Here is a 26,017-nt window from a genome sequence, read left to right as displayed (position 1 = left end):
TAGTTCCCCCTTTATATTAAGTTCTCAGGATTTAAGCACTCTAATTCTTTCACTACAAAACGGCCATCCTTTCGGATTAAGACATCATCAAAGTAGATTTCTCCGCCACCGTACTCCGGTGTCTGTATACATACCAAGTCCCAATGAATTGCAGAAACATTACCATTGGGTGCCTCTTCCTCATAACAATTACCGGGTGTAAAATGGAAGGATCCCATTATCTTTTCATCAAACAAAGTGTCCTTCATGGGTTTGAGTATATAGGGATTTACACCAATTGCAAATTCACCGATATAACGGGCTCCTTCATCTGTATCAAGTACATGATTAATACGCTCTGTATCATTGGCTGTTGCTTCAACGATTTTGCCGTTTTCGAAGCGGAAAGAGATATTTTCATAAGTAAAGCCTTGGAATACTGCCGGTGTATTATAAGTTAAGGTTCCATTGACAGATTCTCTAACCGGTGCAGTGTACACCTCACCATCCGGTATATTGCGTTTTCCATCGCAGGCAACGGATGGGATATTTTTTATGGAAAAGCTTAGATCCGTTCCGGGTCCTACAATTCGTACCATATCCGTTCGATCCATAAACTTAATTAGATTTTGCATTGCTTTGCCCATCTTAGCATAATCCAAATTACATACTCTAAAGTAAAAATCTTCAAAACATTCTACGCTCATATTAGCCAGCTGTGCCATGGATGCATTCGGATAACGCAAAACAACCCAACGGGTCTTCTTTACACGAATATCATGATGAACCGGGGTCTGATAATAAGTCTCATAAATCTTCATTTTATTAGCCGGAACATCCGCATTCTCAGAAACATTATCGGAACCACGGACAGCGACATAACAGTCCATTTGAGCCATCTCTGCCGCATCTATTTTCGCAGATAAAGACATCTGTTCCTCCGTACAATCCAGAAGCACTTCCCGAAGAAGTGATGGTTCTGTATAATGTACAAACGGAACCCCTCCGGCTTTATAAACCTCCTTAACCAGTTGGCGAGCTAAATCCTGCGTCGATTTACCAATATAATGCACATATACCTTATCTCCCTTTTTTACCTGCATTGAATAATTAACCAAATTATTCGCTAATACTTTAACTCTTTCATCCATACTTTTGTCTCCTTAAAATGTATTATTTTTATTATAATTTTATCAATTGAAAAATAAATTATCCTTCTTTATTCTCTCAGGTAAGATATAAATACATTACCTGCCTCTTCAAATAATTTTGTACTGTCTTGTATACCCATTTTCATTGATTTATTTAACTTCGGGTCAATTATCATAATATTAAACGCATCGTAACCATAGATGAGAACAGCATCCCGGCTATTCGTCATTGCAATTATCGGACGGCCCTCCGATACAAAATATAACGCATCCTCCAGTGTAATACCGGTTAAACGGACCGGGGTATGCTTTGAGTACATATTGAGTACATCAATTGCTGATTGGTTATTCACATTAACCTGTTCCAAACTTACACTAATTCCTTGATATAGAAGCATCAGTCTTAAGCAGTTCTCCATACTTTGGTTTGATGATGCCGACCAGTTCATGGTGTCAAACTTTGATAAAAGGCTCTTCGATGCTTTAACACCGCGCTCCCATACCAGTTGATTTCTATCGTTTAATACTACCCCTATAGATTTTCCGGCAATTTGGATTGCTTCAGATGACTCTTTATATAAGCCCTTAATACCACCAAAAACATAGGGATAATATACTGTTTCTGTGTTCTCATATTTCGGTAATCTCACAGTTGGATCGTCAGAAATTACCGTATGAATCGTGTTTGATACCTTAGGTATTGTATTCATAACAAAACCTTTCGGCATGGTAAGGTAAATTTCTGTTAGGGCCTGTTCTGTTACTCTTGTTGTTACTTCTATAATCGTTGGCTCATTTTTTATTTGATTCATGATATAGTCCTTTGGTACTGTCGGGAAAACCAATCTTCCATTATCATTTTCTTTTCGGACACGGCTTAATTCAATGATATTGTCTTTTACTTCTACATCCGTTATATAATAACCCGCCTTACTGTATTTTTTCAGAACTTTTTTATCTAAGGTTGTTATCTCAAGGATATTGAGAGGTGCTATTACCTTACCATCAATTAAGGTTGTTATATCTTCCTCAGCAGTTAAGCCATAGATCAGATTCGAATTAATCTTATCCATCAATATAATATTATATCCGGACTGTGTATCAATGGTTTCAATTTCACCGGTTTCTAAGTCCATTATTTTGATGCGCTTTGATAAACGTGGATCGGAATTATCTTGCCATACGACATGATTTAAGTTCTTTAAAAATTCAACATTTTCATTACTTATATTCTCTGCCAGTAAAGACAGTTGCTTTGTAATTGTATTATAGGAATATATGTTATTATATAAGTGCAAATAAAATACATCCAAGGCATTCATATAAGTAAGATCGCCGATATTTTCTTTCAGTTTCTGATAAGACTCATCAATCGGAATATAAACCATTTCCTCAATTCTGTTCTCATCACGGATATACTGATAGAGAAGTAGACCAACCCTTCCTTCATATTGCCCTCTGTTCATATAACCATATACCAGAAAATTAATATTACCTTCCGCATCCATATTTAAGATACGAATATCATGTTGATCATAGATATCTCTTATATAGTCCGTATCTTCCTGTCTGAAAGAAAATACTTTAACAAGTTCATTGACCTCTAAGTTATAAAACCATAACTCTCTGTTTCGAACAAATGCCAGCTTTTTTTTATCTGCACTGGCCAGATAAGGTACCTCATAATCAGAAGATATTCCTAATTTAAACTGACTTTTTGATACACTTGCCAGGTTTACATCAAAGATAGATTCCATTTTACGTTCATAATTCAATAAGTACATTCTATCTTTTGTATAACGGACTCTGTAAAACTCTTTTATGCGAAAAAGTTCCTTTACACCGGCAATTTCAGCCTCGATAATATAATCCAGTTCTACTGACCCTGTTTCCGGATTGATTTCTTTCACCGTCGGAATAATTTCTGTTAGAAAAACAGGTTTTATATTGCCCCATGTTACTAACTCAAAACTGGAATGAATGTTGACATAAGCCAACGTAGAGTTATCCGCATTCTTTTTTGTCTCAAGATTTTTAATGATTTTCTGTGCGGTATCCTTATCCTTAATAGCATTATGAAAATCCATAACAAAGGACAGTTTCTCTGTTACATAGGCATTCTCATATTTTTTTACTCTATGGTAAAAATACATCTTCTTACTTTCATCTGTAATAAGCGTAATCTTACATGCATATTCTTTTCCAGGTTCCAGCCTTGTATCAAGTTTAATTTTAGCCGCTTTCACATTATCGACTTCGTTGAAAACACTTATGGAATCTGTTTCAATTAAATCATTTCCAACGAACTCTCTCAGTTCATAATTTAGCTTTTTTATTTCATATTCCTCTTCATTTATTAATATCTCAAAGGTCTGCTCTGAATCAAGAGGAGTAACTGCTTCCCTGATTGTATTTGCATTTAGATTCGTACTATAAGCACGCAACAGGTTAATTTTATTGTCACTAACTTTTATTGTAACCAAGGGCAGGGTTGTCTCCTCCATTACCGTAGTAATGTCAATATCAAAGACAACCTCCTTAATATCCCTACTAAAATAGAGAATGGAAGCAATAAATATACCTATTAAAATAATGATTCTATATATATGCTTTAACACTTTACTTCCCTTCTTCTGTTATTTTTATTTTTAAAAGATCATTAAGGCGAGGAGAAACCCCAAGAAAGTTCATACACTTGTCTAGACTTTCGGTGTCCTCATAGACTTCGTTTCCCTTTGTTCTTTTAACAGCTCTAATTAGAATATTTTTAGGTGTATGCTCCATATCAATAAACTCCAAGAGTTGTACACGGTATCCTTGCGCCTCTAAAACTTCAGCTCTGAGTGCATCTGTTATTAAAGCTGCCATTCTTTCTTTTATAATTCCATATTTAAGAACTGGATTTAATGTTTCACACTGAATCTGGTTATTCAACTCATGCTGACAGCAGGGCACAGATAAGATTACCTTCGCCTCCCAACCCACTGCTTTGTAGATTGCATAATCCGTAGCAGTATCACAAGCGTGCAGGGATACAACCATATCCACCTTGCTATTTTTGTTATAAGACGCAATATCCCCTTGTAAAAATTGGAGTTTGTCATAGCCGTATTTATTACTTAGTTTATTACATTTTTCAATTACATCTGCTTTCAGATCCAGACCTATAACATTAATCTGATAACCCTTTAACTCTTTCAGGTAATAATACAGAGCAAAGGTCAGATAGGATTTTCCGCATCCGAAGTCCAAGATTGTTACTTCTTTATCTCTATCCAGATAGGAAAGTACATCTTCAATAAATTCAAGAAATCGGTTAATCTGACGGAATTTATCAAACTTGGACTTTATAACTGCACCTTCCTGTGTCATTACTCCTAAATCAATTAAAAAAGGTAATGGTTTTCCTTCTTCCAAAATATAGTTCTTTTTCTTGTTGTGGAACAGATTTTCCGGAATGATGGTATCCTTCCTATTCTGCTCTGAACTTTCTGTATTCGTTTGTTTCATTTTACGGTTTACTGTTACTTTTCCTTTTTTACTTATAAGGACAACCGTCTGACTGCTATGACTCTTAATTTCAACCTGACGAAACAAACCGTTTAACCATTGTATAAGATGATTTAATAACTCTTCTTTCGTATAGTTACTATGAAAGATCTTTTGACCTTTAAATTCCGATGCTTGAAATAGCAAATCACCTTTTAGAAGAATTGGTCTTATTTTGACTTTTGATATATTCTCCTTATCTGTTGAATTACTGATTACAACACCAATCAAATCTTTATTTAGATTTTCTTCAAATACCTTAATTATCTGCTGATCCATAATTCATCCCGTCTTTAAAGTTAATTGGAAGCGATAAGCGTTACTTTCGTATCTTCGCTCGCGTTCTATCTTTAACGCGATAAGCGTAGCTCGATACTTTCGTATCTTCGCTCGCGTTCTATCTTTACCGCGATAAGCGTAGCTCGATACTTTCGTATCTTCGCTCGCGTTCTATCTTTACCGCGATAAGCGTAGCTCGATACTTTCGTATCTTCGCTCGCGTTCTATCTTTAACGCGATAAGCGTAGCTCGATACTGCGTATCTTCGCTCGCATTCTATCTTTACCGCGATAAGCGTAGCTCGATACTTTCGTATCTTCGCTCGCGTTCTATCTTTAACGCGATAAGCGTAGCTCGATACTTTCGTATCTTCGCTCGCGTTACTCGCTCACTGAAAACACTACCGTGTTTGAAACCTATTGGTTTCCCTCACGGTATTATTTTCAGTGAGCTTCGCTTATCGCGTACATTTTACCACATATTATGAATTTTTTATAGGCTTGTTTTTTATTATTCTGTAGTTTTTATCTTTTATTAATAATTATATTGTAATTTCTAAGCTTTATCTTATCTGTTTTATACTATATTTCACAATCAGTGTGATCCTGCATATATTGGTTATAAAAATATATAGGAGTACCAAAATGTCTAAATCTGATAACACACAACAGAATGAACCGAATACAGAAAACAAAGAACTAAAAAGTTGTATAGAGAATTCCCCCAATAATGCTCTATCCAGTCAGGATGATCGCATCCATGGCACCACCTTACCAAAAAGTAATTCGGACAGACCCAACACAAAAGATCCTCACTCCCAATGTAATGCTGTCCAAATGCCAAGAAGTAATAATGATTACCGTCAAAACAATATGAGTAGCAGACCAAATAATAACAACGGGCTTGGACCCGAAGCACCTTATATATATGGTACTACACCAAATAATATGGAGGGATCTCAAAACATGAATAATCAAACTCCCAATACAGATAACGGTAATACACAAAGAAATCAAAGAACTCCAATGACTACTCCTAGGACTCCCACTACCCCGGGCACTCCTATGACCACCCCTAGAACTCCCACTACTCCGGGCGCTCCTATGACCACCCCTAGGACTCCCACTACCCCGGGCACTCCTATGACCACCCCTAGAACTCCCACTACTCCGGGCGCTCCTATGACCACCCCTAGAACTCCTACTACCCCGGGCGCTCCTATGACCACCCCTAGAACTCCTACTACCCCAGGCGCTCCTATGACCACCCCTAGAACTCCTACTACCCCAGGCGCTCCTATGACCACCCCTAGAACTCCTACTACCCCAGGCGCTCCTATGACCACCCCTAGGACTCCTACTACTCCGGGCGCTCCTATGACCACCCCTAGGACTCCTAATACGACCGGCGCACCTATGACTACCCCTAGAACTCCTACTACCCCGGGCGCTCCTATGACCACCCCTAGGACTCCTAATACGACCGGCGCACCTAATCAGATGCCAATGAATAACAGAGTTGCACCGAATACTCAAGTCCCCACGAACGGTATGATGTTACCAAACCAAAGAATGTATCCCCCAAATCAGGCTCCGGTTCCTGAACCCCCTATGGCAACACCTTTAAATCGCGGAACCATGCCGGGTACTCCTATGCCTACACCTATGGGCAAAGGTACTATGCCGGGCCAAATGCCTACTCCGATGGGTAAAGGTATGATGCCTGGTCAGATGCCTTACATGCTATGCCCATATTATCCCGGGGTTTATATGCCAGGTACTACGCCATATCAGGCTCCCATGGGAATTCCTATGTACCCTCTTTATGGATATGATAACAGTGAAGATCTAGACAAAGATTTGGAGTATATGAGACAGCTTTATCCTAACACTGCAAAGCAGATACAAAGAGAAGTAGATGAAGAATGCGATAAGTATGAATATGACGGAAGTTTTATGTTTGATGAATATCCCGATAAGATTACTTTGGATAAGATAGTTGACCGTATTTACGATAGAATTAAACACTTGGAGGAAGAACCTCAATTAGAGGTTAACAGTATCTATTATTATCCAAGACGGCGTCCGAATTTTCTTCGCGATATTGTTTCACTGATATTATTAGGTGAAATATTTAACCGTAGAAGAAGACGTTATCACAGGAGACGTTGGTATTGGTAAATTGCCAATTGTTAAGTTATATAAGGGTGTAGCATTGATTCAAAATGTTTACTGCGAATCTTGCCACACCCTATATTAAAAAATGAAATATAGATCAGACTTACCCGGCTATTTCACTTATCTCTATTCATAAAGTTGTAAAAAATCTCTAATAATATGCGCTTCTCTTTCTTCTTTCTCTCATTCATACTTTTCTCTGCCATTCCAATTACCAACTTTGATTTATGATAGGAGTAGCAAGTAAAACTTTGGTTTTATCTTCCTTTTCATCATAGGTTATTGCAATGTGGATATTAACCTTACTCCCAGTCGATGTAACAAATTCGTTAATTAAGCCGGTATACCCATATACTGTATATAAATCTTCCTCATCATATTTGATTGCTATATCTCCCTTAAGTTCCTCTACCAAAAGGTTCGCTATCCGATCTTTTTCATTTAGCGTAAGACGTCCGTTAAGGCTTCCCTCATATTGTAATGTAACTTGTTTTTGATCAATGCCTACAGAATCCAAAGTTTTGTTAAGAACAGTCTTATATTGGTCTATACTTTGCATACCTCGTAATATACTTAGTCTTACAACAATATAATGATTAATTTTTATCGCATCCTCTTGTTTCTGCTCCAGACTTACTATCTTAATCATAGTATTCGCACTTTTAGCCTGTTTCTCGAAGGAATATTCACTTCGGGCTCCTTCTCTGGATACAGAAATATCCTTATCTATGGTTAGTCCAATCGAATCTGCTATTTTATGAATTATTAATTTCTTATCTTCTTCACTTAAGAAGTCATTTTTACACTCTGCGATTATCTCTATACTGCTTTGTTGTCCAATCGCATTTGTTTTTACAAAAGCCTGGGTAATCTGAAAGCTCTCATGGAATACACGGTTAACTATAATTTGTGTGGCAAAAGCTAACCATAGCACAACCGCTATATAAAGAGTGAATTTTGTACGTTTTAGTGATAATGTTTGTTTCACTAAATCATATATATATTTTAATTTTTTGTTATCCATAATTGCACCTCCGTTTCGGGGTATCTGTTACCTGTTAGTATTACCCAAACTATGATGCTTTATTCCGTATTGTACAATCTACTATACGTTCTCATTATTTCATGATATAATATACATACCAATAAAAAAAACATATAGTTTATTAAATGTCTTAATAACCTCAAATTTAAACAAACGGACTAACTTACATAGCTTCACGAAAGCATTAAATGAAAGGGGGACTTTCTTCCATGAAGGAATTACAATTATATCGTAGACGATTTATTCCTGACGAACTGATACATCTAAAAAAAGATATTATATTGGTGCAGGAAGAAGATTTGATTATAACGAAATGGAATAAACTTCATCCCCGTGAGGATATCTCTAGAGGATATTCTGCATTTTATCTTGACCAAGGTTTTAAAATCAGTAAAATATACGACAATGATAATAAATTAGTGTATTGGTATTGTGATATCATTCAATATAAAAAAGAAATGGATACCAATTCACTAATCATAGAAGATTTATTGATTGATGTTTTAGTCTATGAAGATGGTACTGTAAGAATATTGGATCTGGATGAATTAGCAGATGCCATGGACCTACACCTAATCACAGAAAAGGAATCAAAAAATGCCTTACGCACACTCGATACCTTATTAAAAATAATTTATCAAGGACGTTTTGGCATTTTACAAGAACCTGTTAATAACGCTGAACTTATGGATTACTCCTCTAACATCTGAATTCGTCTGATATGTCTTTCATTTTGCGAAAAATCAGTATTTAAAAACGTATCTACAATTTTTATGGCATGGCCTATTCCTACGACTCTTGCTCCCAATGCCAGTACATTGGCATCATTATGTAACCTGGTTGCTTCTGCACTAAAACAGTCGTGGCATAAAGCAGCCCTGATTCCTTTCATCTTATTGGCTGCAATGGAGATACCAATCCCAGTTCCACAGATTAATATTCCCAGCTCACATTCTTTATTTTGAATTGCTTTCCCTACTTCATGAGCATATTCGGGATAATCACTGGATGTAATATCACCACAACCAAAATCCTTATACGCTATGTTTCTTTCTTCTAAATATTCGATAATTGCTTTCTTTAAAGCGTATCCTGTATGATCATTTCCAATCGCTATCATGTGGTTTCCTCCAATCAATTTTCTTCATTTAATTTATATACTGTTTTTTTTACAAGACGAGCTAACTCCGAATAGCATTCTTCATAATCAATCAAGGTGCCTCCGTAAGGGTCAACCACATCACCACTCTCCCCGGCAAACTCTTTGATGGTGTAAAGGTCTGTTGTTTCCGGATATTTTTCTGCAATCTTCCTCTTTTGGTCAGCTGTCATAGTTAGTATAATAGTATTTTCATTCATATCAGAAGCTTTAAGCCCTTTCGAAACATGGTTGGGTAACTCTAAATCATGTTTATGAAGTACAATTTCTGCTTTTGGATTAATCGGTTCACTAAAAAGAACTACCAATCCTCTGGATAACACTCGAATATCACTGATTTTTTCCATGTTTTTGTAGATGGCTTCTGCCATAGGACTTCTACAGGTATTTCCGGTACATACAAATATAAGTTTTTGATATTTACCCATGATTTCCTCCCTTTTAAGGTAGCCTGTTTATTCCTCTAATTTAATAATACGATATCCTGCTGCCTTCAACAGCCTGTTCATAATGGCCTGTCCTAATTCATTATCAGAAAAACTTTCCGAATAGATATACTCAGTGTGAAGCTCATCAAACTCTCTTAGAATACGATAAAGTCCGGCAGCTATAGATGCTTCATCTTTTCTTGTTCCAATAGCTTTTATAATTCCGTACTTATAATAATCCTTCGTTTCCTTAGTTGCTATTATTCCAACGCTAATACCTTCTTCTATTTTTTCTTTTGCCTGTCTGTTGATTTCTTCTGTTACCTTATCCATACTTCCGGAATATATAACAAGTGTCCCTTCCGGTGCGTAGTGTCGATATTTCATACCGGGAGCTTTGGGTTTTATAACTCCAGAAGGTTCCTCGGAAAAAATAACAGGATCATATTCGATCGGACCAATAACATTCTCCAACATCGTTTTCGTAATACATCCCGGACGTAAAATCATAGGAAGATCACCGGATAAGTCAACGATGGTTGATTCCAGCCCTAAGGTCGCATCCCCACCATCCAAAATTAGATCCACCCTTCCCGAGAGATCCTTTTGTACATGTTCTGCTTTGGTAGGACTAGGCTTGCCGGATACATTGGCACTCGGTGCGGCAATAAACACTCCGGAATGTAAAATCAAATCCCGGGCTATCTTATTGGCCGGAAGACGTATCCCGACAGTCTCCAGTCCCCCCGTGGTACCATAGGGTACGCAATCTTTTTTCTTCATAATAATGGTTAATGGCCCCGGCCAGAATACTTGCGCCAAACGATAGGCCGTATCCGGAATATCTTTTGCAAGACTTTCCATATCCTCTATTTTTGCTATATGAACTATCAAAGGATTGTCGGAGGGCCTTCCCTTCGCTTTATATATCTTACTGGATGCTTGCGCATCAAGGGCATTGGCCCCTAGACCATATACTGTTTCCGTGGGGAAGGCTACCAGCCCTCCGTTTTTTAATACCGTAGCGGCCGTTTCAAGATCTTCCTTACGAATTTCGTCTTTATCTAATTTTATCATTATCGTATTCATGAACAATTTCTCCTTGTCGTCAGATCTTAGCCAAGCCACATTATACCACGAAATTTATTTAAAATCCATACCTTATAGAGTTTTCATCAGTTAACGAAACTCGACCTTTTATATCACCGATGTCTTTACTTTCCAATTCCCGCCTCATTGATATATTTCATAATACCCATATGGATTCCCCATGCCAGTTTTTCCTGATAAGCTTCATCTATCAGTAAGGCAGCTTCTTTCTGATTCGACATATAACCGCATTCTACTATGACTAAAGGGCATTCCGTCTTTTTTAACATATAGTAATTTGAATTCGATTTTGCTTTTCTATGGTTATCATCCTTCAAGGCCTCCTTAATCTGCTCCTGAATTATGATAGATAATCGTCTGCCTGCGTCCGATTGAGAGTGATAAAAAACCTGCGCTCCTTTTACATACTCCTGTGTAAAACTATTCTGATGAATACTAATCGCAATATCTGCCTTGGAGGAATGTATGATTTCGATTCTTTTACGTAAATCCGCCATTTTTTTATTCGAATCTGTCTCCGAATATAGGCCTATATCCTCTTCCCTGGTCATGATTACTTTAATGTCATTTAATTCCAATAGCGCTTTTAACTTAAAGGCTATGTTTAAATTAATATCCTTCTCCAGAGCTTTATTTACCCCGACTTTTCCGGGATCCCTTCCACCATGGCCGGGGTCAATCACTATAACAATCTTAGCTTTATCCTCATCTCCAACCAACGTATGAAAAATATTATTCATTACCCGGACGGTTTGGTCCGTCGATAGAATCCGTACCAATAACACCAAAAACAAGAATAAGACGGTAAAATATTTCTTCATAGACATACTTCCAAATCTTAAGTTCATTACATCTTATGAGATAGAAAAGCGTCCTATTCTTGTGTTTCAATTCTAAATCTACAAAACAGACTGTTATGCTCTATTTCAAACAATATTAGTTTTCTAAATACTTTATTATAATATCCCAAACACTTTCTTTCTCGAGACCCAGCTTCCAAGCAGCTATTCCGGCTAAATCCGCCTCATGAATTACTTTCATTTTCTCTTCAATGGATCTTTCTTCTTCCTGCCACATCCGATAGAGTGCCCCATCCTTTTCATACTCAGCATAATAACTGCCGTAAGTTTCATCCCACAAAGCTTCAACCCCATTATCTTCAAGGACCTGGGCTGCCGGAGTCATAGCATAGTCTTTTTCTCTGGACACATCTCCATCCGGCATTTCCTTCCATAGCCTTGTATAGAACGGTATCGCTATAATCAACTTGTCCTGAGGCACTTCCTTTAATGTATTTCGTACTGCATCTTCAACAAAACCAATCGAAGAATTGGGTCCGGCATCAGCCGATCCGGAATAATACTCATCATAGGCCATAATTATTACATAATCAACAATCTTTCCCTGCTCTTCTCTGTCATAATGCTTCTTAAAAGGTGGAACAAAATTATCTACCGATAATACAATATTGTTATTCCTGCATTTAACGGAAAGCTCACGTAAAAATTGAACATAATCCTTGCCTGCATCTGTTGGTATTACCTCGAAGTCAATATTAATTCCGTCAAGCTTAAACTGTTTTACTGCTTCCATTAATGCACCCGATAATTTATCACGCCTTGTTGTATGAGAAAGGAGTTCCTTCATATCAACCTCCGGATTAAAATCGTCAACCAATGCCCATACTTCTAACCCCAGCTCAGATGCCTTCTCCATATAATCCTGACTTGCCAAGGATGAAATTGTCCCCTGGTTATCGGTAATACTAAACCAGGTCGGGGAAACAACATTCACTCCTTTTGTGGCATTAATTAATGTTTCTAAATTATCTGCTTCATTTTGACCAAACACCTGATGAAAAACAAGATTTATCTTTTCTTGTCTTTTTTGAGTTGTATATTCCGGCATGTTATTCGGACTGGTTAGCGTTTTATAATAAGATTCCTTTACAAATCTATCTCTTACATAGCCTATAATTCCATCCTGTGTCATAACTTTAAAAAACCCATTCTTAGGCGGTTCTTCAAGATTCACATAAAGCAATTCCATCCCGGTAATTAATTCCGTTAAAATAGGGCTTTTTATGCTGGGTTCCAACCGAAGTTTCGTATCTTTTGTTACTTCTGTATATAAGAATTCACCCCAACGGTAAGTAATAATGACACGATTAGGCTCCTCATATATCCGAACATCAATATCCGAATACTGCTTTACAAAATCCAGTGCCAAATATAGCTCAGTGTCTATCATTCGAACTATGGGATAATCTGCATTTTCATTTGTCTTGTCAATGGATTCGATAGTATACTCAACCCTGTCAGGCTCTGCCCTTATAATATCCGTTGGTGTAGTATAGGTAAGAACCTCTTCTTGCTCATCCCAATAAAACCTATGGTTAAACAGCTCTACTACAGTTTCGTAATCAATATATATCGTATCCTCAATCATCTTCCCATTTTTTTGATATATCTCATCCTGGACAATCAACATAACCTCTGAATTTTCTATCGGATAATATTCCGTTAATAACATGACCTCATTACTGGGAGTCAGTTTATTCTTAATAACTACTCCTAAGCTAATTGCTATGGCAACAACCATAATCACCGAACCGATAATTGTTATCTTAACCCTTTTATCCATTATGCTCCTCCATACTGTCTCCTTCGACAGCTCATATACCCAGTGTACTACTAACAAAATATCACCTGTTAGTTAACAAGAACACTTCGTGCTTTTAACTTAGTAAAACCAATCCAAGAAACTTACTTTATGAAAAATATATTGTTAGTTTATCTGTCATAATGACTGATATTTCATTCGTTAATGTTCCTTACATTATAGCACCGATATAATTATGAAACAAGACCCTTACATATGGAAGGGGTTGCTGCATTCATTTGCAGCAACCCCAGTAAAATCATCCTGGCCTATCTTTATCATAAGCCTTAATTTAAAACCGGAAATATTGAAAAGCAGATATTAAGAACTGTTATTATGATTCAATTAATCATAATGTATAGAGGGTAATTTTAAGTCCTTATCCTTACCTTACAATATCCCGATAATTTATTTCTTATACTACAACTCTTCATTACACTAGATATAAAAGCTGATTGAGAACGGCTTTGATGCTATCTTTATTCTTATAATTATTATCTAATCGGATAAGAAGAGATTTTGTGATATGTTATACTTATCCTCCCATGAGATCCAGACCATACCCAATGTATTTTATATCTAATTACAACTTACCGATACGGCGCACTTAAAACGACTTACGCATCCATACGTTAATATCTTTCGAAAGCTCTATGGGATTCCTATGAAAAGGAACCGACATTAAGTTCTTCATAAATAACCTTTTTCTTAGCTCTTTCACTTCAGTGTGTGAGGCGAAGGGAATTAAGTAATTCCACGTATCATATCCGGGAACTGCCTTAACAGTTTCGATAAAACGTATTAGCTTCTGTTTATTCCAATCAGCCCGGTCCCCGACCACTACCTTTCTGTCACATCTTAAAAACTCTTCCCGATTGGCAGAATAACCTGTTCCAAAATCCAGAACACAGCATTCATATTCATCACTGAATATATCTGGAATTTGCTTTGAGATTACACTCTTAAATAAGGTTACATTTTGATACGAGTAATGGTCTGCCTCTTCTTCGCTCCATTCATAAGAATGCTGTAACAAACTTAGATCCTGATGGTTATTGCACTCCAGAAAAGCAGTCTTTTTACCCAATTCCTCTCCCAAATAAAATGCCAACATAAGGCCGGTATGTGTAACTCCAGCTCCGTGATGAGTACCAACGAGGCCGATGACTTCTCTGACAATATTGTTTCTACCATGTAATACCTTATGAAGCAACATAGGTTTTTTTCTCATGCAATTTACCCTTTCTTAGAAAACAGTAAGCCCCAGTATCTCTTGAAACAATTCCTGACAGTTAATGTCCGGTTGTTTAAAAGGGTCCGGCTCATAAGGAATCCGATAACATATTCTCCGATCCATACTACTCATTAGCTGGTGGAGTTGTTTGCCATCCACGTAATTGAACAAGTATACAATATCTTTATATTCTGCAACCATCTGTAAAACCTGTTCCGAGTGATGAAGCTCCCAATCCTTAGCTCCAAGAATCAAGATTTTAACTTCTGCCTCCAGAAATTCTCTTATATTACTTTGGGTTAAGCAGCCAAAATCCTTGATAATAACCGGATAATTTAATGGTATCTCATTGGTACTTCGTTCGTTAGGAAGCATTGGTATTCCGTTTATTATATAAATGCCGTTATCTCCCCTTAACCCTTGATACCTTTTTTTTATGGTTTCAACACATCTACTGGTATTATTCTCTTGATATAAGCTCTTGATATTCTGATGAATAAAATATCTACATAATCGTATGGATAAATGTGTTGTTCCAATTCTGGTTTGTGCTCCTGCAACAGCGAATCTTATGGATTGACTCGTTTCATTTTGAAATTTCTTCTTTTTATTAATTACTGATAATTGTTTACTAAGATGTGTTACAGATGCATATCTTTGGGTAGGATTATATTTGAGACACTTGTTAATAATTCTAACCATAGGTTTTGAACAACTTTTTCGAAGATCACTATAATCCATGTAGGTTAGCTCTCTTTTAAAGGAATTACCTGCTACCATAAAATAAATTAGTTTCCCAATTCCATATACATCGCAGCGCTCATCTATCTTACCCCGATGATAAAGTTCAGGTGCTGCGAAACCCTTGGTACCACATAACCCTTTTTGATTGCATAATTCATCAAGGTATATGGCACTGCCAAAATCAATTAACTTTAATGTATTACCTGCAACAATAATGTTCTCAGGTTTCAAGTCTAAATATAAAATTGGCCTTTCTAAGGAATGAAGATACTTAATTAAATCACAGAGTTGAAGTGAGAACCGTATTATGTTATCCTCAAGTAGTAATCCCTTAATTCGAACATAATCCTTTAAGGTATCTCCTTCAAGATATTCTTCGACAATATAGGAACCTTTTTCGTTTTCTTCAATATCATAAATTATAGGAATAGATGAATGGCTAAGATTTTTTAGTATTTTTGCTTCTTTTTGTTGTAAATTGTATAAGGGATGATTTTTAGATATGAATTTAATTGCACGATAAGAATTTAATAGAATGTGTTCTGCAAGATATACCTTTGCTGTGCCTCCTGTCCCAAGAAGTTTAACGATGCGATACTTTTGAAACCATATTTCCTGTTGCATTCTCTCCTTTCCTATCAGTAATACAAAAAATGTGAGAACAAGTCATCCACTTATATTATATCCATATAATGGAAGTTTTTCAAATGTTTTTTCATCAGCCAAATTACTAATTTTTTTATTTTTTTTTGTAGGAATCGATAGTGTCAAAACGTGCTTTTTCTTGTAGATATTGGGCATTTATATCTTGAAATTTCATATCTGGGGATATTGACTTTGTGTGCTTTTTAAATTATACTTTTTTTACACCGATGGAAGATTCATTTAAGTTGTAACTTAAAGATCAGTTCCTGCTTAGTATAGAAAGGGGTGTACTCTATGAAGATTGAGAAAATTAGTGACAGCCAGATAAGGTGTACCTTGAATAAGAGTGATTTAATTGACCGCGAGTTAAGAATAAGCGAATTGGCATACGGTACCGAGAAAGCGAAAGCTCTTTTCCGTGATATGATCCAACAAGCTTTTTATGAGTTCGGTTTTGAAGTAGATGATATACCATTAATGATAGAAGCAATTCCTGTTTCTACAGAGTGTCTTATATTAGTAATAACTAAAGTGGAGGACCCGGATGAATTGGATACCCGTTTCTCCAAATTCTCATCCTTCAATACCAAGGATAACTCCGATAAGTCAGAGGATGATGATTCCTATGCAGATGAAATCATTAATACCTTTGAGCAAATGGATGATCTTTCTGATTCGGATGATTCAGAGGAAAGCTCTAAGGATATATCGGACGTAAATGAATCCATGAACGAAGACAATAAATCTGTATTTCAGATTTCATCAAATCTGACAAAGATATATTCCTTCCGGACTTTGCGTGAAGTTACTGAATTGTCCAATATTTTACTTGGATATTATAACGGAGTAAATACTCTATATAAAAACCCTGTAAATTCCACTTATTATCTGGTAATAAGTAAATCACACCATACGCCGGAAGAATTTAATAAAATCTGCAATATCATTTCAGAATTTGGGAAAGCGGAAAAGTCTACTTATGCAAGCTCAACTTATTATGAAGAGCATTATGAAGTCATCGTAAAAAATCATGCATTGCAAATCCTTTCCGTAATGTAATATAAGATGAATTAATAATCTATTAACATAAAAAAGTGATGAGGGTTTACCTCATCACTTTTTTATGTTCTATGATGAATGCTTTTGCTTTATTCACCAATTTGCTCATGAATTCTATCCATAAGATCCTGCGGATCCAAACCATGAACGAGTGCTGCTTCTTCTAAGGTCTCACCTTGTGCAGAAGGGCAACCGAGGCAGTGCATGCCGATATCCAATAAAACCGGGATTATATTTTGATCTGCAGCAATTGCTTGTGCAATTGTCATGTCCTTCGTTATATTAGCCATAATCAATTCCTCCTTTATTTCTGTTTATCATAATAGCAATGAAGCGGTTATACCGCGTAATAGCTTTTATACTTAATGCATAAAGCTTAGGCACTATTATATTCCATTCTAACCATATCGTCAAGGTTTAAAGATACGCATATTTAAGCTCTCATAAAAGGTGATATGACATAAAATGGTTAATGTGAGTATATACAATAGACACTACTTCTTAACTAGGTTATCATTTAACTCATTCTTTTATTCTAAACATATTTTTATGTATACTAATTCATGTAAATAATTCTTGCATTCTTGTTCTTATTATATTAAAATGTAATCGATTGTTTAAAAAAGGAGGTAGTGAGTCATGGCTTATACAATTAATGAAGAATGTATCAGCTGCGGCGCTTGTGCCGGAGAATGCCCGACTGGAGCAATTTCCGAGGGAGCAACTCAATATGTTATTGATCCCGACACTTGCATTGACTGCGGAGCATGTGAGGACACCTGCCCTACAGGTGCCATCTCAGCATAATTTAATTCTACATAAAGAAAAGCACTGTTACACAAGGTGAAAACCTATCACTGCAACAGTACTTTTCTTTTTTTTATATATATACCTTATTTTTTTTAAAAAACTTGGATTTTTTTCGTCCTCTACGATCCATGGATGCAGCGGCTTGCATTCGGCTTTTCTGATAATCTCTTAAGGTTGCATCGAATTTCTTGTACCGCTCTTCTTCTTTCTCTTCCTGTAACCTCATAAGATAATTCATTTCTTTAATTACTCCATCCGTTACATTCATACTGATTTCTTCGGAAAGCAGAGTATTATTTTCCTTTAAGGCTGACATAATAATCTGATTCATAATTGCTTTAAATTGGCCCATCTTATCATTCGTTTCTTCCTTGATTTCATGTTTTTTCTCATTTGTAATTAGGCTTGTCCCCTCTATATTCTCCTGCTGCTTATCATCGTTTAACATTTCAAACACCTTCCCATTTAATTTGTCTCTTAGTCTGATTACTGTTTGAGAATCAAGCGAATCTAACTTATGTATATTCGGTAGAAGCATCTTAACCGCCTTCAGCTGAAAACCCTGCTCTTTCAGATGCTTAACCGTCTTCAGCAGTTCAATATCAGCAGCTTTGTAATATCGGTGCCCCATTTCATTTCTGCTGATCGGAAGCTCAAGCTCGTCCTCCCAATACCTAAGAACGTGGGCTTCAACTTCTATCCTTTTTGAGGCTTCAGAAATCATATATCTAACTTCGTCCATCGATTGCCCTCCCCGTAATTGTAATTATTTTCCACTTTTTACATTATAACATAGCAAACTTCAATTGCAATATTATTTCCACATATTCTTGTACAAGTTGTCGACACAAAAAGGGGAAACCTCAAAGAAGTTTCCCCTTTTCTACACAAATATCATTCAATCGTTTCGATTTGTTCTTATTTATGTATCATAAAGTTTTTATTTATTGTATTTTCTATCTTTCTAAATTCGCAAATTTCGTATAATTTGCAAGCCATGCCAGCTTAACAGTTCCAATCGGACCGTTTCTTTGCTTACCGATTATGATTTCCGATACACCGGGTTCTTCTGTATCATGATTATAATAATCATCTCGGTATATAAACATAACCACATCGGCATCCTGCTCTATGGCTCCGGATTCTCTAAGATCGGATAACATTGGTCTTTTATCCGGTCTTTGCTCTACCGCACGGCTAAGCTGTGATAAGGCAATGACAGGGACATTGATTTCCCTTGCCAAGGATTTCAAAGATCTGGATATCTCTGATATCTCCTGCTGCCTGGATTCTGATTTTTTACTTCCAGACATTAATTGTAGGTAGTCAATGATAACCAGTCCGAGATTTTTCTCCAATTTAAGCTTTCTGCACTTGGATCTTAACTCGCTTACCGATATAGCTGAAGTGTCATCAATTACCAAATTAGAATTACCGACTAGTCTTGCACTTTCCATTAAGCTGGCCCATTCATCTGCAGACAAATTACCGGTTCTGATATTCTGAGAATCTACTCGGGAATTCATTGCCAGAATACGTTTTACCAGCTGATCCTGTGACATCTCCAAGCTGAATATTGCTGTGGTTACATTGGATTTTAAGGCTACATATTCTGCTATATTTAATACAAATGCCGTCTTACCCATGGAAGGCCTTGCTGCAATTAAGATTAAGTCTGACGGTTGGAAACCTGCTGTTTTATAATCGAGGTCATAAAAGCCAGTAGCAATACCGGTAACACTCCCTTGATTTTTCGCTGCAGCTTCAATACTGTCAATGGAGCGGAGCACTACCTCTTTGATATCAGTAAACTCCTTAGTTCCCCTATTTTGAACGATATTAAATACCTGCTTTTCTGTCTTTTCTAAAATTACATCCAATTTTTCTTTATCAAGGTAACAGTCATTGGCTGTTTCTTCTGTTACTTTGATCAGTCTTCGAAGTACTGCCTTATCTCTTACAATTTGAGCATAGTATCTGACATTGGCAGAGGTGGGTACCGCTGTTACCAAATCTCTAATAAACTCCAGACTGCAGACCTGCTGCGGGACATCCTTTTCCTTTAAGCGGTCCTGAAGAGTAACCAAATCCACCGGTTTCCCCTCATTGAACAACTCAAGCATCGTATCGAATAGTATAGCGTATTGCTGCTCATAAAAATCATTACTGTTTATAATTTCAGAGGCTGAAACAATGGCGTCACGATCCATAATCATGGATCCAATGACAGATTGCTCAGCTTCAGCGCTATGTGGTAGTATTTTTTTCACAAAAGCCTCATCCATTGTAAATCCTCCCCGACTGTTAACTAAAAGTCTATCAGTTAACCACTGTAAGTCACTATTTTATCTCCATAAATCAGGTATTACAATAGTAAAACACATCCTATTTATACTGCTTCAACTTTCACCTTCATCTCAGCAGTTACTTGCGGATGTAATTTTACCGGTACAGTATAAGAACCGGCATTTTTTATCGGATCGGATAATTGAAGCTTTTTCTTATCCAAATCAAATCCATATTGCTCCTTCACTGCCGAAGCGATTTCCTTCGTAGATACAGAGCCGAAGGTTTTACCACCTTCTCCTGCCTTAATCGATAATTTAACTGTGATTTCTTCCAATTTCTTAGCCTGCTCTTTTGCTTCATCAAGAAGCTCTTTTTGCTTCTTCTCTTCTGCTGCTTTTTGTAATTTTAAATCGTTTAAGTTTTGTTTAGTTGCTTCCAGTCCCAACTTTTTCGGTAGAATAAAGTTCCTTGCATAACCGTCATTGACTTTAACGATTTCACCTTTTTTCCCTAATGATTTTACATCTTGAATTAATATGACTTCCATTTTATTTCTCTCCTTTACTACAGAATAACTTTTTACAGTTCTCCTTCTTCTATCATTGATGACAAAGTCTTTTTCAACATCTTAATCGCTTCCTGTATCGTACAATTCTCCAATTGGCTTCCAGCGACACTTAAATGTCCGCCTCCGCCCAATTTCTCCATAATAACCTGAACATTGACCTCATCAATGGATCTGGCACTGATATAAATTTTATTGTTAAAATCCGTAAGCACAAAAGAAGCCTTCATATCTGAAATATTTAATAATTCATTGGCGATCTGTGCACCCAGCACGGTCGGACTATCCACCTCGGTACTGGCACAAACTGCAATCGCATAATGATCAAGATAAACTTCTGTACTGCTGATCGCATCGGCTTTGGTTTTAAATTCTGACATTTCACTTCGAAAGGATTTTCGAATCCTTGTTATATCTGCACCGTTTCTTCTTAAATATGCTGCTGCCTCAAAGGTTCTGACACCGGCCTTTGTCAGGAAGTTATTTGTATCAATCATAATTCCTGAGTATAACGCATCTGCTTCTAAGGGCTTAAGTTTTAAATTACCTCCGATATATTGCAGAATTTCTGCAACCATTTCACAGGTTGAAGAAGCATACGGCTCTACGTAAGATAATACGGCACTGTCAATCGCCTCATTGGTTTGTCGGTGATGATCAAATATTACAATTGTCTTACAATATTCCAATAACTCTTCACATTCCAATAAGCTTGGCCTGTTTACATCCACGATAACCAATAGCGTATTGATATCTGCAATTTCCTTTGCCTGTTCATTCTTAAGGAACATATCCTCATCATAATCAGGATTTCCAACAAAACGGTTCATCATAGGCCTTAAGGAGGTTGTAACCTCATTGATTACGATATGTGCCTTTTTATTGAAGGTTTTCGCTATTCGATAGATACCAATAGCCGCACCAAAGGAATCTACATCACCAATCTTATGTCCCATTATAATAATCTTATCTTTTCCTTCAACAAACTCTCGGAAAGCATGAGCTTTCACCCTTGCCTTAACACGGGTACTTTTCTCAACTTGAATGCTCTTACCTCCATAATAGGATATCTTCTCTCTGTCCTTAACAACTGCCTGATCCCCGCCTCTACCGAGAGCAAGGTCAATTGCCGCTCTTGCGTATTCATAGCTTATTACATAACTGTCCGCATTCACTCCAAGGCCAATACTGATCGTTACTGCCATCTCATTACCGATATTTACCCCACGAACCTCTTCAAGAATGGAGAATTTATTATTCTGAAGTGTAGAAAGATACTTTTGCTGGAACACAAAAATATACTTATCCTTCTCCAGTTTTTTAATTACAGCATCAATCCCCTGCATATATTTGTTAATTTTTCGGTCAACAAGAGCAGTTAACAGAGAACGTCTTACTTCATCAATACTTTCTAAGGCTTCTTCATAATTGTCGATATAAAGTAGCCCCGTAATCAGCTTCTGTTCCTTGTTTACCCGAAGTAATGTAATAATCTCCGTCTCGTCATATAAATAGAGCGCGATTAAGCTGTTTCTACCATCCCATGAGCTTTCAGATTCATAATAGCTCCAATTTATATCCTCATCGTCAAAACTGGGCGCTATAATCTTTCTTAGGAGAACACGATAGTTCCTTTTATTAAAGGTGATATGAATCTCCTCATCCTTTTCTGCTTTCGGGAATAGATCTGTGGTTATCTCAGGAAATATATTCGATATTACATGTCTAGACCCATGCTTTTCATGAATAATATCCATAAATTCATTGTTTCCCCACTGCATTCTTCCATCCACATCAAGAATTGCGTATGGGAGTGCCAACTCCTTCAAAAGCCGTTTCTGTACCTGACCGTAGTCCATGGCATAACGTACCAACTCTGTAGCAATTTTATGTCTTTTTATATAATAGATTGTGATTGCAAAGAGAAAATAAACCAGTACATATCCGGTCATTACAAACCCGGCTTTCCTGTTAATCACATAGATACTTAGATTCATGCTAAGTAATAGCCCGGTCAATATGATCGGCCAGAAAAGATATCCTTTTAATGTACCACTAATTTTGAGTTTTTTACTCATATAAAAAGCTCCTTTATTGATACAGTCTCTCAAAAATTTTCATACTGCATCCAGTTTATACCGTTATATGTTATAACATTATACCACTAATATCGCTTAATTAAAAGATTTATTTCTAGGGACCCGTTGCCTGTTTAAATTATACAAGACCGATATCTGATTATACATACTGCTTGGCGTGACTGTTACAATAAATACATACAGAATTAGGATATAAGTATTTCATTGAATTCTGTTACGCCTACTTTGAAAGACTTTATCTCTAATCGGTTTACACTACACCATCTTTTCATACATTTTATGCTGACTTAATTATATACCTTTGTCATCTTAAGAATATTTATAGAACTAAAGAACGAATAAAGGGTTGCTGCATATTATGTTACTATAGGAGGTGATATTATGCATGAACCTTATGGATTTGGCTTTGGTGGTGGATGTAGCTGCTGGGTTATTATTCTTCTTCTCTTATGCTGCTGCCAACAAAGACCGGTTCCTCCATGCGGGAAAGGACCTGGACCATATTGTTAAAATCGGATGTAAATATATATGATGAGACGGCTAGCCGACTCACACTATGAAGTATAAAAAACCCTTATAAGCATAAAGGCTATAAGGGTTTTTTATTAATTGATTTACTTAATAGATAAGTTGGTTATAATTGATAAATAACAAGTTGACATGTTGTATTCGCACTTCCATTATCATAATTTATTATAAAGTCGAATGTTCCCGAACTTCCAAGCTCGGCAATTCCAATTAGTGGGCTTTGTGAGGTGTTTTCATCATATTCCTGATATATAATAATTCCTGATGAATTATATAAACCGTAGGCTAGATAGGAATTTGTCTGTGGAAAGTATACCTCAAACCTATATCTACCGGCCCTTGGGAAATTAATACTAATAAACTCTGAAAAACCGCCATTAATAGTAACCTCCATAAATCTTGATAAGGTTACTCGAATATCATCAAGAATCAATTATTCCTATGATATAAGTTTTGATGGAATTAACGATTTTGTCCCAATTAGCAGAGCAAAAATAAAAGATTTAAAAGAATTGTTGGAATTATAGTTAATTGCTCTGCACTTTATACTACTAAGAAATTAGATTATCCATATATGCTGATCTGAATAAATATAAGCCGCTACACGACTCAAATGTCATGTAACGGCTCCTAATTTAATACTTAATCTACTGTATAGGGCATAAGTGCAATATGTCTTGAACGCTTAACTGCTACAGTTAATGCTCTCTGATGCTTTGCACAGTTTCCGGTAATTCTTCTTGGAAGAATTTTACCTCTTTCGGATACATATCTTTTTAACTTATTCACATCTTTATAATCAATGCCAGTATGATTCTTATCAGCACAGAATACGCATACTTTCTTTCTTCTGCGTCCGAAAGATTTTCTCTTCATAGGTCCATCGCCTCTATCACTTCTGTTAAATGCCATGTCACAACCTCCTTATCCGATTATTTTTCTATTATAATTCTCTGTTTAGTTCTAGTTAAACGGTAATTCTTCGTCAATACCGTCCGGGATATTCATAAATCCATCCCCCATTGCTGAACTGGGCTCCGGTCTAAACTCTTTCTGGGAACCATTTGACTGGTAACCGGAATCAGGGTTACTTCCTTTGCTTTCAGCAAACTCTACTTCTTCTACAACCACGTCCGTAGTGTAGACCTTCTGTCCATCTTTATTCGTATAACTGCCTGTTTGAATTCTTCCCACAGCCACCATCTTCATGCCCTGCTTAAAATATCTCTCTACAAATTCCGCTTGTTTGCCGAAAGCAACACAACCGATAAAATCTGCTTCACTATTCTCGCCGGCTCTTCTGAATCTGCGATCTACCGCTAAGGTAAATCTCGCTACTGCTGTCTGGTTCTCTCCCTGTGAATACCTCACTTCGGGATCTCTGGTCAAACGGCCAATTAACATTGCTTTATTCATAAATAACTACCTCCCTTTTCATTCGCCTTAGGGTAGTAAAAATTAGTTAGGCATCTTTTCTTATGCACAGATATCTGATTACATTTTCCATAATACGAATTCTCTGTTCGATTTCGCTAGGAACTGTAGAATCAGCGTCGAAATGGATGAAATAGTAGAAGCCTTCTTTCATTTTCTGAATTTCATAAGCTAATCTTTTCTTTCCCCAGTCATCAACATTGGTAATTGCTCCACCGAATCTGGTCACAAGTTCTTTCACTGCTTCCAATGTAGCTAATCTGGCTTCATCCTCGATTTTTGCATTTACAACTAAGGCTAATTCATATTGATTCATAGTTGTTTAGCACCTCCTTCTGGTCTCTGGCCCTTTTCTAATACATTCAACCGACGAAGTAATTAAAATGTATTTAAAGAGCAAGGAATTTATAGTATAACATATCACAATTAACTATGATACCATAGCTTTGTTAATAATACAACCCACTTTTTTCACAATATTTTATCTCATCCATATACAAATTAACAATCTGTTACAATATCCGGTTGTTCAATTTATCTGTTTTTAATCATATAATCGGTTATAATCCACCAGTCTTTTCTGAAGTAGAGATAGAATATCTTCCGGTTCCATATCCTTTGCCATATAAGCATTAATTGATACCGGAGGTAGATTCATATAAATATTTCTTTTAATCTGCCTTCTTTTTGTTATGGATTGTTTTTCTAGAAAATTATTCATGTTTTTAGGTATGACTGCAATTACTCTGGTTTTATATTGATCTATAATCTGAAATTCCTTAATATCGTCAAAAGAGATAAAGCCCAGACCACTGATGGATGAATTGTCAATAATTCCCTCTACTGTAATAGTAAGCAGTACTTTAACCTTTGTGGCTTTTAGAACATTAACCACAAAAACAATAAAAAAGGCTAATGACACGAAAATGCCGATTACGTAATACACTTGCTGGTAACGGATAATTCCATAAACCATAATTGCTATTGCTGCCAGAAGCAGAAATAAGCTTGCCAATGATAAGGCAAACGCCCTATAATTGGATTCTTCAATTACTATATCCCCCATGGAGTG

Annotated in this window: 28 protein-coding genes; 6 read left to right on the top strand and 22 right to left on the bottom strand. The window is 36.5% G+C overall.

Features of this window, described 5'->3' with window-relative positions; all coding sequences use genetic code 11:
- Positions 1-11: 11 nt before the first annotated feature.
- From I5677_RS07445 to I5677_RS07435, 3 genes are all read right to left on the bottom strand, one after another.
- The gene (locus I5677_RS07445; protein WP_197660947.1) at positions 12-1,130 is read right to left on the bottom strand and encodes an aminopeptidase; all 1,119 of its coding nucleotides are present in this window, start codon (positions 1,128-1,130) and stop codon (positions 12-14) included.
- A 68-nt stretch (positions 1,131-1,198) separates the two neighbouring features.
- A complete protein-coding gene (locus tag I5677_RS07440; RefSeq protein WP_197660946.1) occupies positions 1,199-3,748 on the bottom strand; it encodes a hypothetical protein in 2,550 nt (849 codons plus the stop codon).
- A 1-nt stretch (position 3,749) separates the two neighbouring features.
- Entirely contained in the window at positions 3,750-4,958 is a 1,209-nt protein-coding gene (locus tag I5677_RS07435) for a class I SAM-dependent methyltransferase (RefSeq protein WP_197660945.1), read from the bottom strand.
- Positions 4,959-5,602: 644 nt separating this feature from the next.
- Here I5677_RS07435 and I5677_RS07430 point away from each other — a divergent pair.
- Positions 5,603-7,138 (top strand): hypothetical protein, encoded by a 1,536-nt coding sequence (locus tag I5677_RS07430; protein WP_197660944.1) that lies wholly within the window; start codon positions 5,603-5,605, stop codon positions 7,136-7,138.
- 208 nt (positions 7,139-7,346) lie between these two features.
- Here the strand turns inward: I5677_RS07430 and I5677_RS07425 are convergent, their stop codons facing one another.
- Entirely contained in the window at positions 7,347-8,159 is an 813-nt protein-coding gene (locus I5677_RS07425) for a YwmB family TATA-box binding protein (protein ID WP_197660943.1), read from the bottom strand.
- A 230-nt stretch (positions 8,160-8,389) separates the two neighbouring features.
- Between I5677_RS07425 and I5677_RS07420 the strand changes: the two genes are divergently transcribed.
- Entirely contained in the window at positions 8,390-8,890 is a 501-nt protein-coding gene (locus tag I5677_RS07420) for a DUF402 domain-containing protein (protein ID WP_197660942.1), read from the top strand.
- Here the strand turns inward: I5677_RS07420 and rpiB are convergent.
- The 8 genes from rpiB to I5677_RS07385 all read right to left on the bottom strand — a co-directional run bounded on the left by rpiB (position 8,872) and on the right by I5677_RS07385 (position 16,140).
- Complete coding sequence (gene rpiB / locus I5677_RS07415) at positions 8,872-9,300, bottom strand: ribose 5-phosphate isomerase B (RefSeq protein WP_197660941.1); 429 nt, start codon at positions 9,298-9,300, stop codon at positions 8,872-8,874. The genes I5677_RS07420 and rpiB overlap by 19 nt on opposite strands.
- A gap of 14 nt (positions 9,301-9,314) precedes the next feature.
- Positions 9,315-9,767 carry a low molecular weight protein arginine phosphatase gene (locus I5677_RS07410; protein WP_197660940.1) on the bottom strand — a complete coding sequence of 151 codons (453 nt, stop codon included), beginning with the start codon at positions 9,765-9,767 and terminating at the stop codon, positions 9,315-9,317.
- 27 nt (positions 9,768-9,794) lie between these two features.
- Positions 9,795-10,856: an L-threonylcarbamoyladenylate synthase gene (locus I5677_RS07405; RefSeq protein WP_197660939.1), complete on the bottom strand. Its 1,062-nt coding sequence runs from the start codon at positions 10,854-10,856 to the stop codon at positions 9,795-9,797.
- Between the two features lie 125 nt (positions 10,857-10,981).
- A complete protein-coding gene (locus I5677_RS07400) occupies positions 10,982-11,617 on the bottom strand; it encodes an N-acetylmuramoyl-L-alanine amidase (protein WP_243456522.1) in 636 nt (211 codons plus the stop codon).
- On the bottom strand, positions 11,610-11,768 hold the full coding sequence (locus I5677_RS17185) for a hypothetical protein (protein ID WP_243456521.1): 159 nt from the start codon (positions 11,766-11,768) through the stop codon (positions 11,610-11,612). The genes I5677_RS07400 and I5677_RS17185 overlap by 8 nt, the downstream gene beginning before the upstream one ends.
- Before the next feature lie 45 nt (positions 11,769-11,813).
- A complete protein-coding gene (locus I5677_RS07395; protein ID WP_197660938.1) occupies positions 11,814-13,520 on the bottom strand; it encodes a glycosyl hydrolase family 18 protein in 1,707 nt (568 codons plus the stop codon).
- 625 nt (positions 13,521-14,145) lie between these two features.
- Positions 14,146-14,769 carry a hypothetical protein gene (locus I5677_RS07390; RefSeq protein ID WP_197660937.1) on the bottom strand — a complete coding sequence of 208 codons (624 nt, stop codon included), beginning with the start codon at positions 14,767-14,769 and terminating at the stop codon, positions 14,146-14,148.
- Positions 14,770-14,784: 15 nt separating this feature from the next.
- Complete coding sequence (locus I5677_RS07385) at positions 14,785-16,140, bottom strand: serine/threonine-protein kinase (protein ID WP_197660936.1); 1,356 nt, start codon at positions 16,138-16,140, stop codon at positions 14,785-14,787.
- Positions 16,141-16,455: 315 nt separating this feature from the next.
- On the opposite strand from I5677_RS07385, the gene I5677_RS07380 reads away from it, so the two are divergent.
- Complete coding sequence (locus I5677_RS07380; protein WP_197660935.1) at positions 16,456-17,220, top strand: adaptor protein MecA; 765 nt, start codon at positions 16,456-16,458, stop codon at positions 17,218-17,220.
- Between the two features lie 89 nt (positions 17,221-17,309).
- On the opposite strand, the gene I5677_RS07375 is transcribed toward I5677_RS07380, so the two are convergent.
- Complete coding sequence (locus tag I5677_RS07375) at positions 17,310-17,510, bottom strand: DUF1858 domain-containing protein (RefSeq protein ID WP_197660934.1); 201 nt, start codon at positions 17,508-17,510, stop codon at positions 17,310-17,312.
- A 349-nt stretch (positions 17,511-17,859) separates the two neighbouring features.
- Between I5677_RS07375 and I5677_RS07370 the strand changes: the two genes are divergently transcribed.
- Positions 17,860-18,027, top strand: a complete 168-nt coding sequence (locus I5677_RS07370; RefSeq protein ID WP_197660933.1) for a DUF362 domain-containing protein — start codon at positions 17,860-17,862, stop codon at positions 18,025-18,027.
- Between the two features lie 73 nt (positions 18,028-18,100).
- Here the strand turns inward: I5677_RS07370 and I5677_RS07365 are convergent, their stop codons facing one another.
- The 4 genes from I5677_RS07365 to I5677_RS07350 form a co-directional block, all read right to left on the bottom strand.
- On the bottom strand, positions 18,101-18,772 hold the full coding sequence (locus I5677_RS07365; RefSeq protein WP_197660932.1) for a helix-turn-helix domain-containing protein: 672 nt from the start codon (positions 18,770-18,772) through the stop codon (positions 18,101-18,103).
- A 214-nt stretch (positions 18,773-18,986) separates the two neighbouring features.
- Positions 18,987-20,315 carry a replicative DNA helicase gene (dnaB, locus tag I5677_RS07360; protein WP_197660931.1) on the bottom strand — a complete coding sequence of 443 codons (1,329 nt, stop codon included), beginning with the start codon at positions 20,313-20,315 and terminating at the stop codon, positions 18,987-18,989.
- Positions 20,316-20,419: 104 nt separating this feature from the next.
- The gene (rplI, locus tag I5677_RS07355; RefSeq protein ID WP_197660930.1) at positions 20,420-20,866 is read right to left on the bottom strand and encodes a 50S ribosomal protein L9; all 447 of its coding nucleotides are present in this window, start codon (positions 20,864-20,866) and stop codon (positions 20,420-20,422) included.
- Positions 20,867-20,898: 32 nt separating this feature from the next.
- A complete protein-coding gene (locus I5677_RS07350) occupies positions 20,899-22,962 on the bottom strand; it encodes a DHH family phosphoesterase (protein WP_197660929.1) in 2,064 nt (687 codons plus the stop codon).
- A gap of 406 nt (positions 22,963-23,368) precedes the next feature.
- Here I5677_RS07350 and I5677_RS07345 point away from each other — a divergent pair, with 406 nt between their 5' ends.
- The gene (locus I5677_RS07345; RefSeq protein WP_197660928.1) at positions 23,369-23,515 is read left to right on the top strand and encodes a hypothetical protein; all 147 of its coding nucleotides are present in this window, start codon (positions 23,369-23,371) and stop codon (positions 23,513-23,515) included.
- Positions 23,516-23,617: 102 nt separating this feature from the next.
- Here the strand turns inward: I5677_RS07345 and I5677_RS07340 are convergent, their stop codons facing one another.
- Positions 23,618-23,944, bottom strand: coding sequence for a hypothetical protein (locus I5677_RS07340; protein ID WP_197660927.1), 327 nt, complete (start codon positions 23,942-23,944; stop codon positions 23,618-23,620).
- On the opposite strand from I5677_RS07340, the gene I5677_RS17515 reads away from it, so the two are divergent.
- On the top strand, positions 23,862-24,038 hold the full coding sequence (locus tag I5677_RS17515; RefSeq protein WP_197661069.1) for a LytTR family transcriptional regulator DNA-binding domain-containing protein: 177 nt from the start codon (positions 23,862-23,864) through the stop codon (positions 24,036-24,038). The two genes, I5677_RS07340 and I5677_RS17515, sit on opposite strands and share 83 nt — an antisense overlap.
- Before the next feature lie 115 nt (positions 24,039-24,153).
- Here I5677_RS17515 and rpsR read toward each other — a convergent pair whose 3' ends face one another.
- From rpsR to I5677_RS07315, 4 genes are all read right to left on the bottom strand, one after another.
- Complete coding sequence (rpsR, locus tag I5677_RS07330; protein ID WP_197660926.1) at positions 24,154-24,423, bottom strand: 30S ribosomal protein S18; 270 nt, start codon at positions 24,421-24,423, stop codon at positions 24,154-24,156.
- A 51-nt stretch (positions 24,424-24,474) separates the two neighbouring features.
- The gene (locus I5677_RS07325) at positions 24,475-24,927 is read right to left on the bottom strand and encodes a single-stranded DNA-binding protein (RefSeq protein WP_197660925.1); all 453 of its coding nucleotides are present in this window, start codon (positions 24,925-24,927) and stop codon (positions 24,475-24,477) included.
- A 46-nt stretch (positions 24,928-24,973) separates the two neighbouring features.
- Positions 24,974-25,261, bottom strand: a complete 288-nt coding sequence (rpsF, locus tag I5677_RS07320) for a 30S ribosomal protein S6 (protein WP_197660924.1) — start codon at positions 25,259-25,261, stop codon at positions 24,974-24,976.
- Between the two features lie 228 nt (positions 25,262-25,489).
- Positions 25,490-26,011 (bottom strand): STM3941 family protein, encoded by a 522-nt coding sequence (locus tag I5677_RS07315; protein WP_197660923.1) that lies wholly within the window; start codon positions 26,009-26,011, stop codon positions 25,490-25,492.
- Positions 26,012-26,017: the final 6 nt, after the last annotated feature.

The sequence above is a fragment of the Mobilitalea sibirica genome, from assembly GCF_015999265.1.
In the GTDB taxonomy this organism is placed as follows: Bacteria; Bacillota; Clostridia; order Lachnospirales; family Lachnospiraceae; genus Mobilitalea; species Mobilitalea sibirica.
This window is presented reverse-complemented; position numbering and strand designations above follow the sequence as displayed.

Coding starts and splice junctions, on each gene's coding strand:
- I5677_RS07445 (WP_197660947.1), bottom strand. CDS start 1,130: ATGGATGAAAGAGTTAAAGTATTAGCGAATAATTTGGTTAATTATTCA.
- I5677_RS07435 (WP_197660945.1), bottom strand. CDS start 4,958: ATGGATCAGCAGATAATTAAGGTATTTGAAGAAAATCTAAATAAAGAT.
- I5677_RS07430 (WP_197660944.1), top strand. CDS start 5,603: ATGTCTAAATCTGATAACACACAACAGAATGAACCGAATACAGAAAAC.
- I5677_RS07425 (WP_197660943.1), bottom strand. CDS start 8,159: ATGGATAACAAAAAATTAAAATATATATATGATTTAGTGAAACAAACA.
- I5677_RS07420 (WP_197660942.1), top strand. CDS start 8,390: ATGAAGGAATTACAATTATATCGTAGACGATTTATTCCTGACGAACTG.
- rpiB (WP_197660941.1), bottom strand. CDS start 9,300: ATGATAGCGATTGGAAATGATCATACAGGATACGCTTTAAAGAAAGCA.
- I5677_RS07410 (WP_197660940.1), bottom strand. CDS start 9,767: ATGGGTAAATATCAAAAACTTATATTTGTATGTACCGGAAATACCTGT.
- I5677_RS07405 (WP_197660939.1), bottom strand. CDS start 10,856: ATGAATACGATAATGATAAAATTAGATAAAGACGAAATTCGTAAGGAA.
- I5677_RS07400 (WP_243456522.1), bottom strand. CDS start 11,617: ATGAATAATATTTTTCATACGTTGGTTGGAGATGAGGATAAAGCTAAG.
- I5677_RS07395 (WP_197660938.1), bottom strand. CDS start 13,520: ATGGATAAAAGGGTTAAGATAACAATTATCGGTTCGGTGATTATGGTT.
- I5677_RS07390 (WP_197660937.1), bottom strand. CDS start 14,769: ATGAGAAAAAAACCTATGTTGCTTCATAAGGTATTACATGGTAGAAAC.
- I5677_RS07385 (WP_197660936.1), bottom strand. CDS start 16,140: ATGCAACAGGAAATATGGTTTCAAAAGTATCGCATCGTTAAACTTCTT.
- I5677_RS07380 (WP_197660935.1), top strand. CDS start 16,456: ATGAAGATTGAGAAAATTAGTGACAGCCAGATAAGGTGTACCTTGAAT.
- I5677_RS07375 (WP_197660934.1), bottom strand. CDS start 17,510: ATGGCTAATATAACGAAGGACATGACAATTGCACAAGCAATTGCTGCA.
- I5677_RS07370 (WP_197660933.1), top strand. CDS start 17,860: ATGGCTTATACAATTAATGAAGAATGTATCAGCTGCGGCGCTTGTGCC.
- I5677_RS07365 (WP_197660932.1), bottom strand. CDS start 18,772: ATGGACGAAGTTAGATATATGATTTCTGAAGCCTCAAAAAGGATAGAA.
- dnaB (WP_197660931.1), bottom strand. CDS start 20,315: ATGGATGAGGCTTTTGTGAAAAAAATACTACCACATAGCGCTGAAGCT.
- rplI (WP_197660930.1), bottom strand. CDS start 20,866: ATGGAAGTCATATTAATTCAAGATGTAAAATCATTAGGGAAAAAAGGT.
- I5677_RS07350 (WP_197660929.1), bottom strand. CDS start 22,962: ATGAGTAAAAAACTCAAAATTAGTGGTACATTAAAAGGATATCTTTTC.
- I5677_RS07345 (WP_197660928.1), top strand. CDS start 23,369: ATGAACCTTATGGATTTGGCTTTGGTGGTGGATGTAGCTGCTGGGTTA.
- rpsR (WP_197660926.1), bottom strand. CDS start 24,423: ATGGCATTTAACAGAAGTGATAGAGGCGATGGACCTATGAAGAGAAAA.
- I5677_RS07325 (WP_197660925.1), bottom strand. CDS start 24,927: ATGAATAAAGCAATGTTAATTGGCCGTTTGACCAGAGATCCCGAAGTG.
- rpsF (WP_197660924.1), bottom strand. CDS start 25,261: ATGAATCAATATGAATTAGCCTTAGTTGTAAATGCAAAAATCGAGGAT.
- I5677_RS07315 (WP_197660923.1), bottom strand. CDS start 26,011: ATGGGGGATATAGTAATTGAAGAATCCAATTATAGGGCGTTTGCCTTA.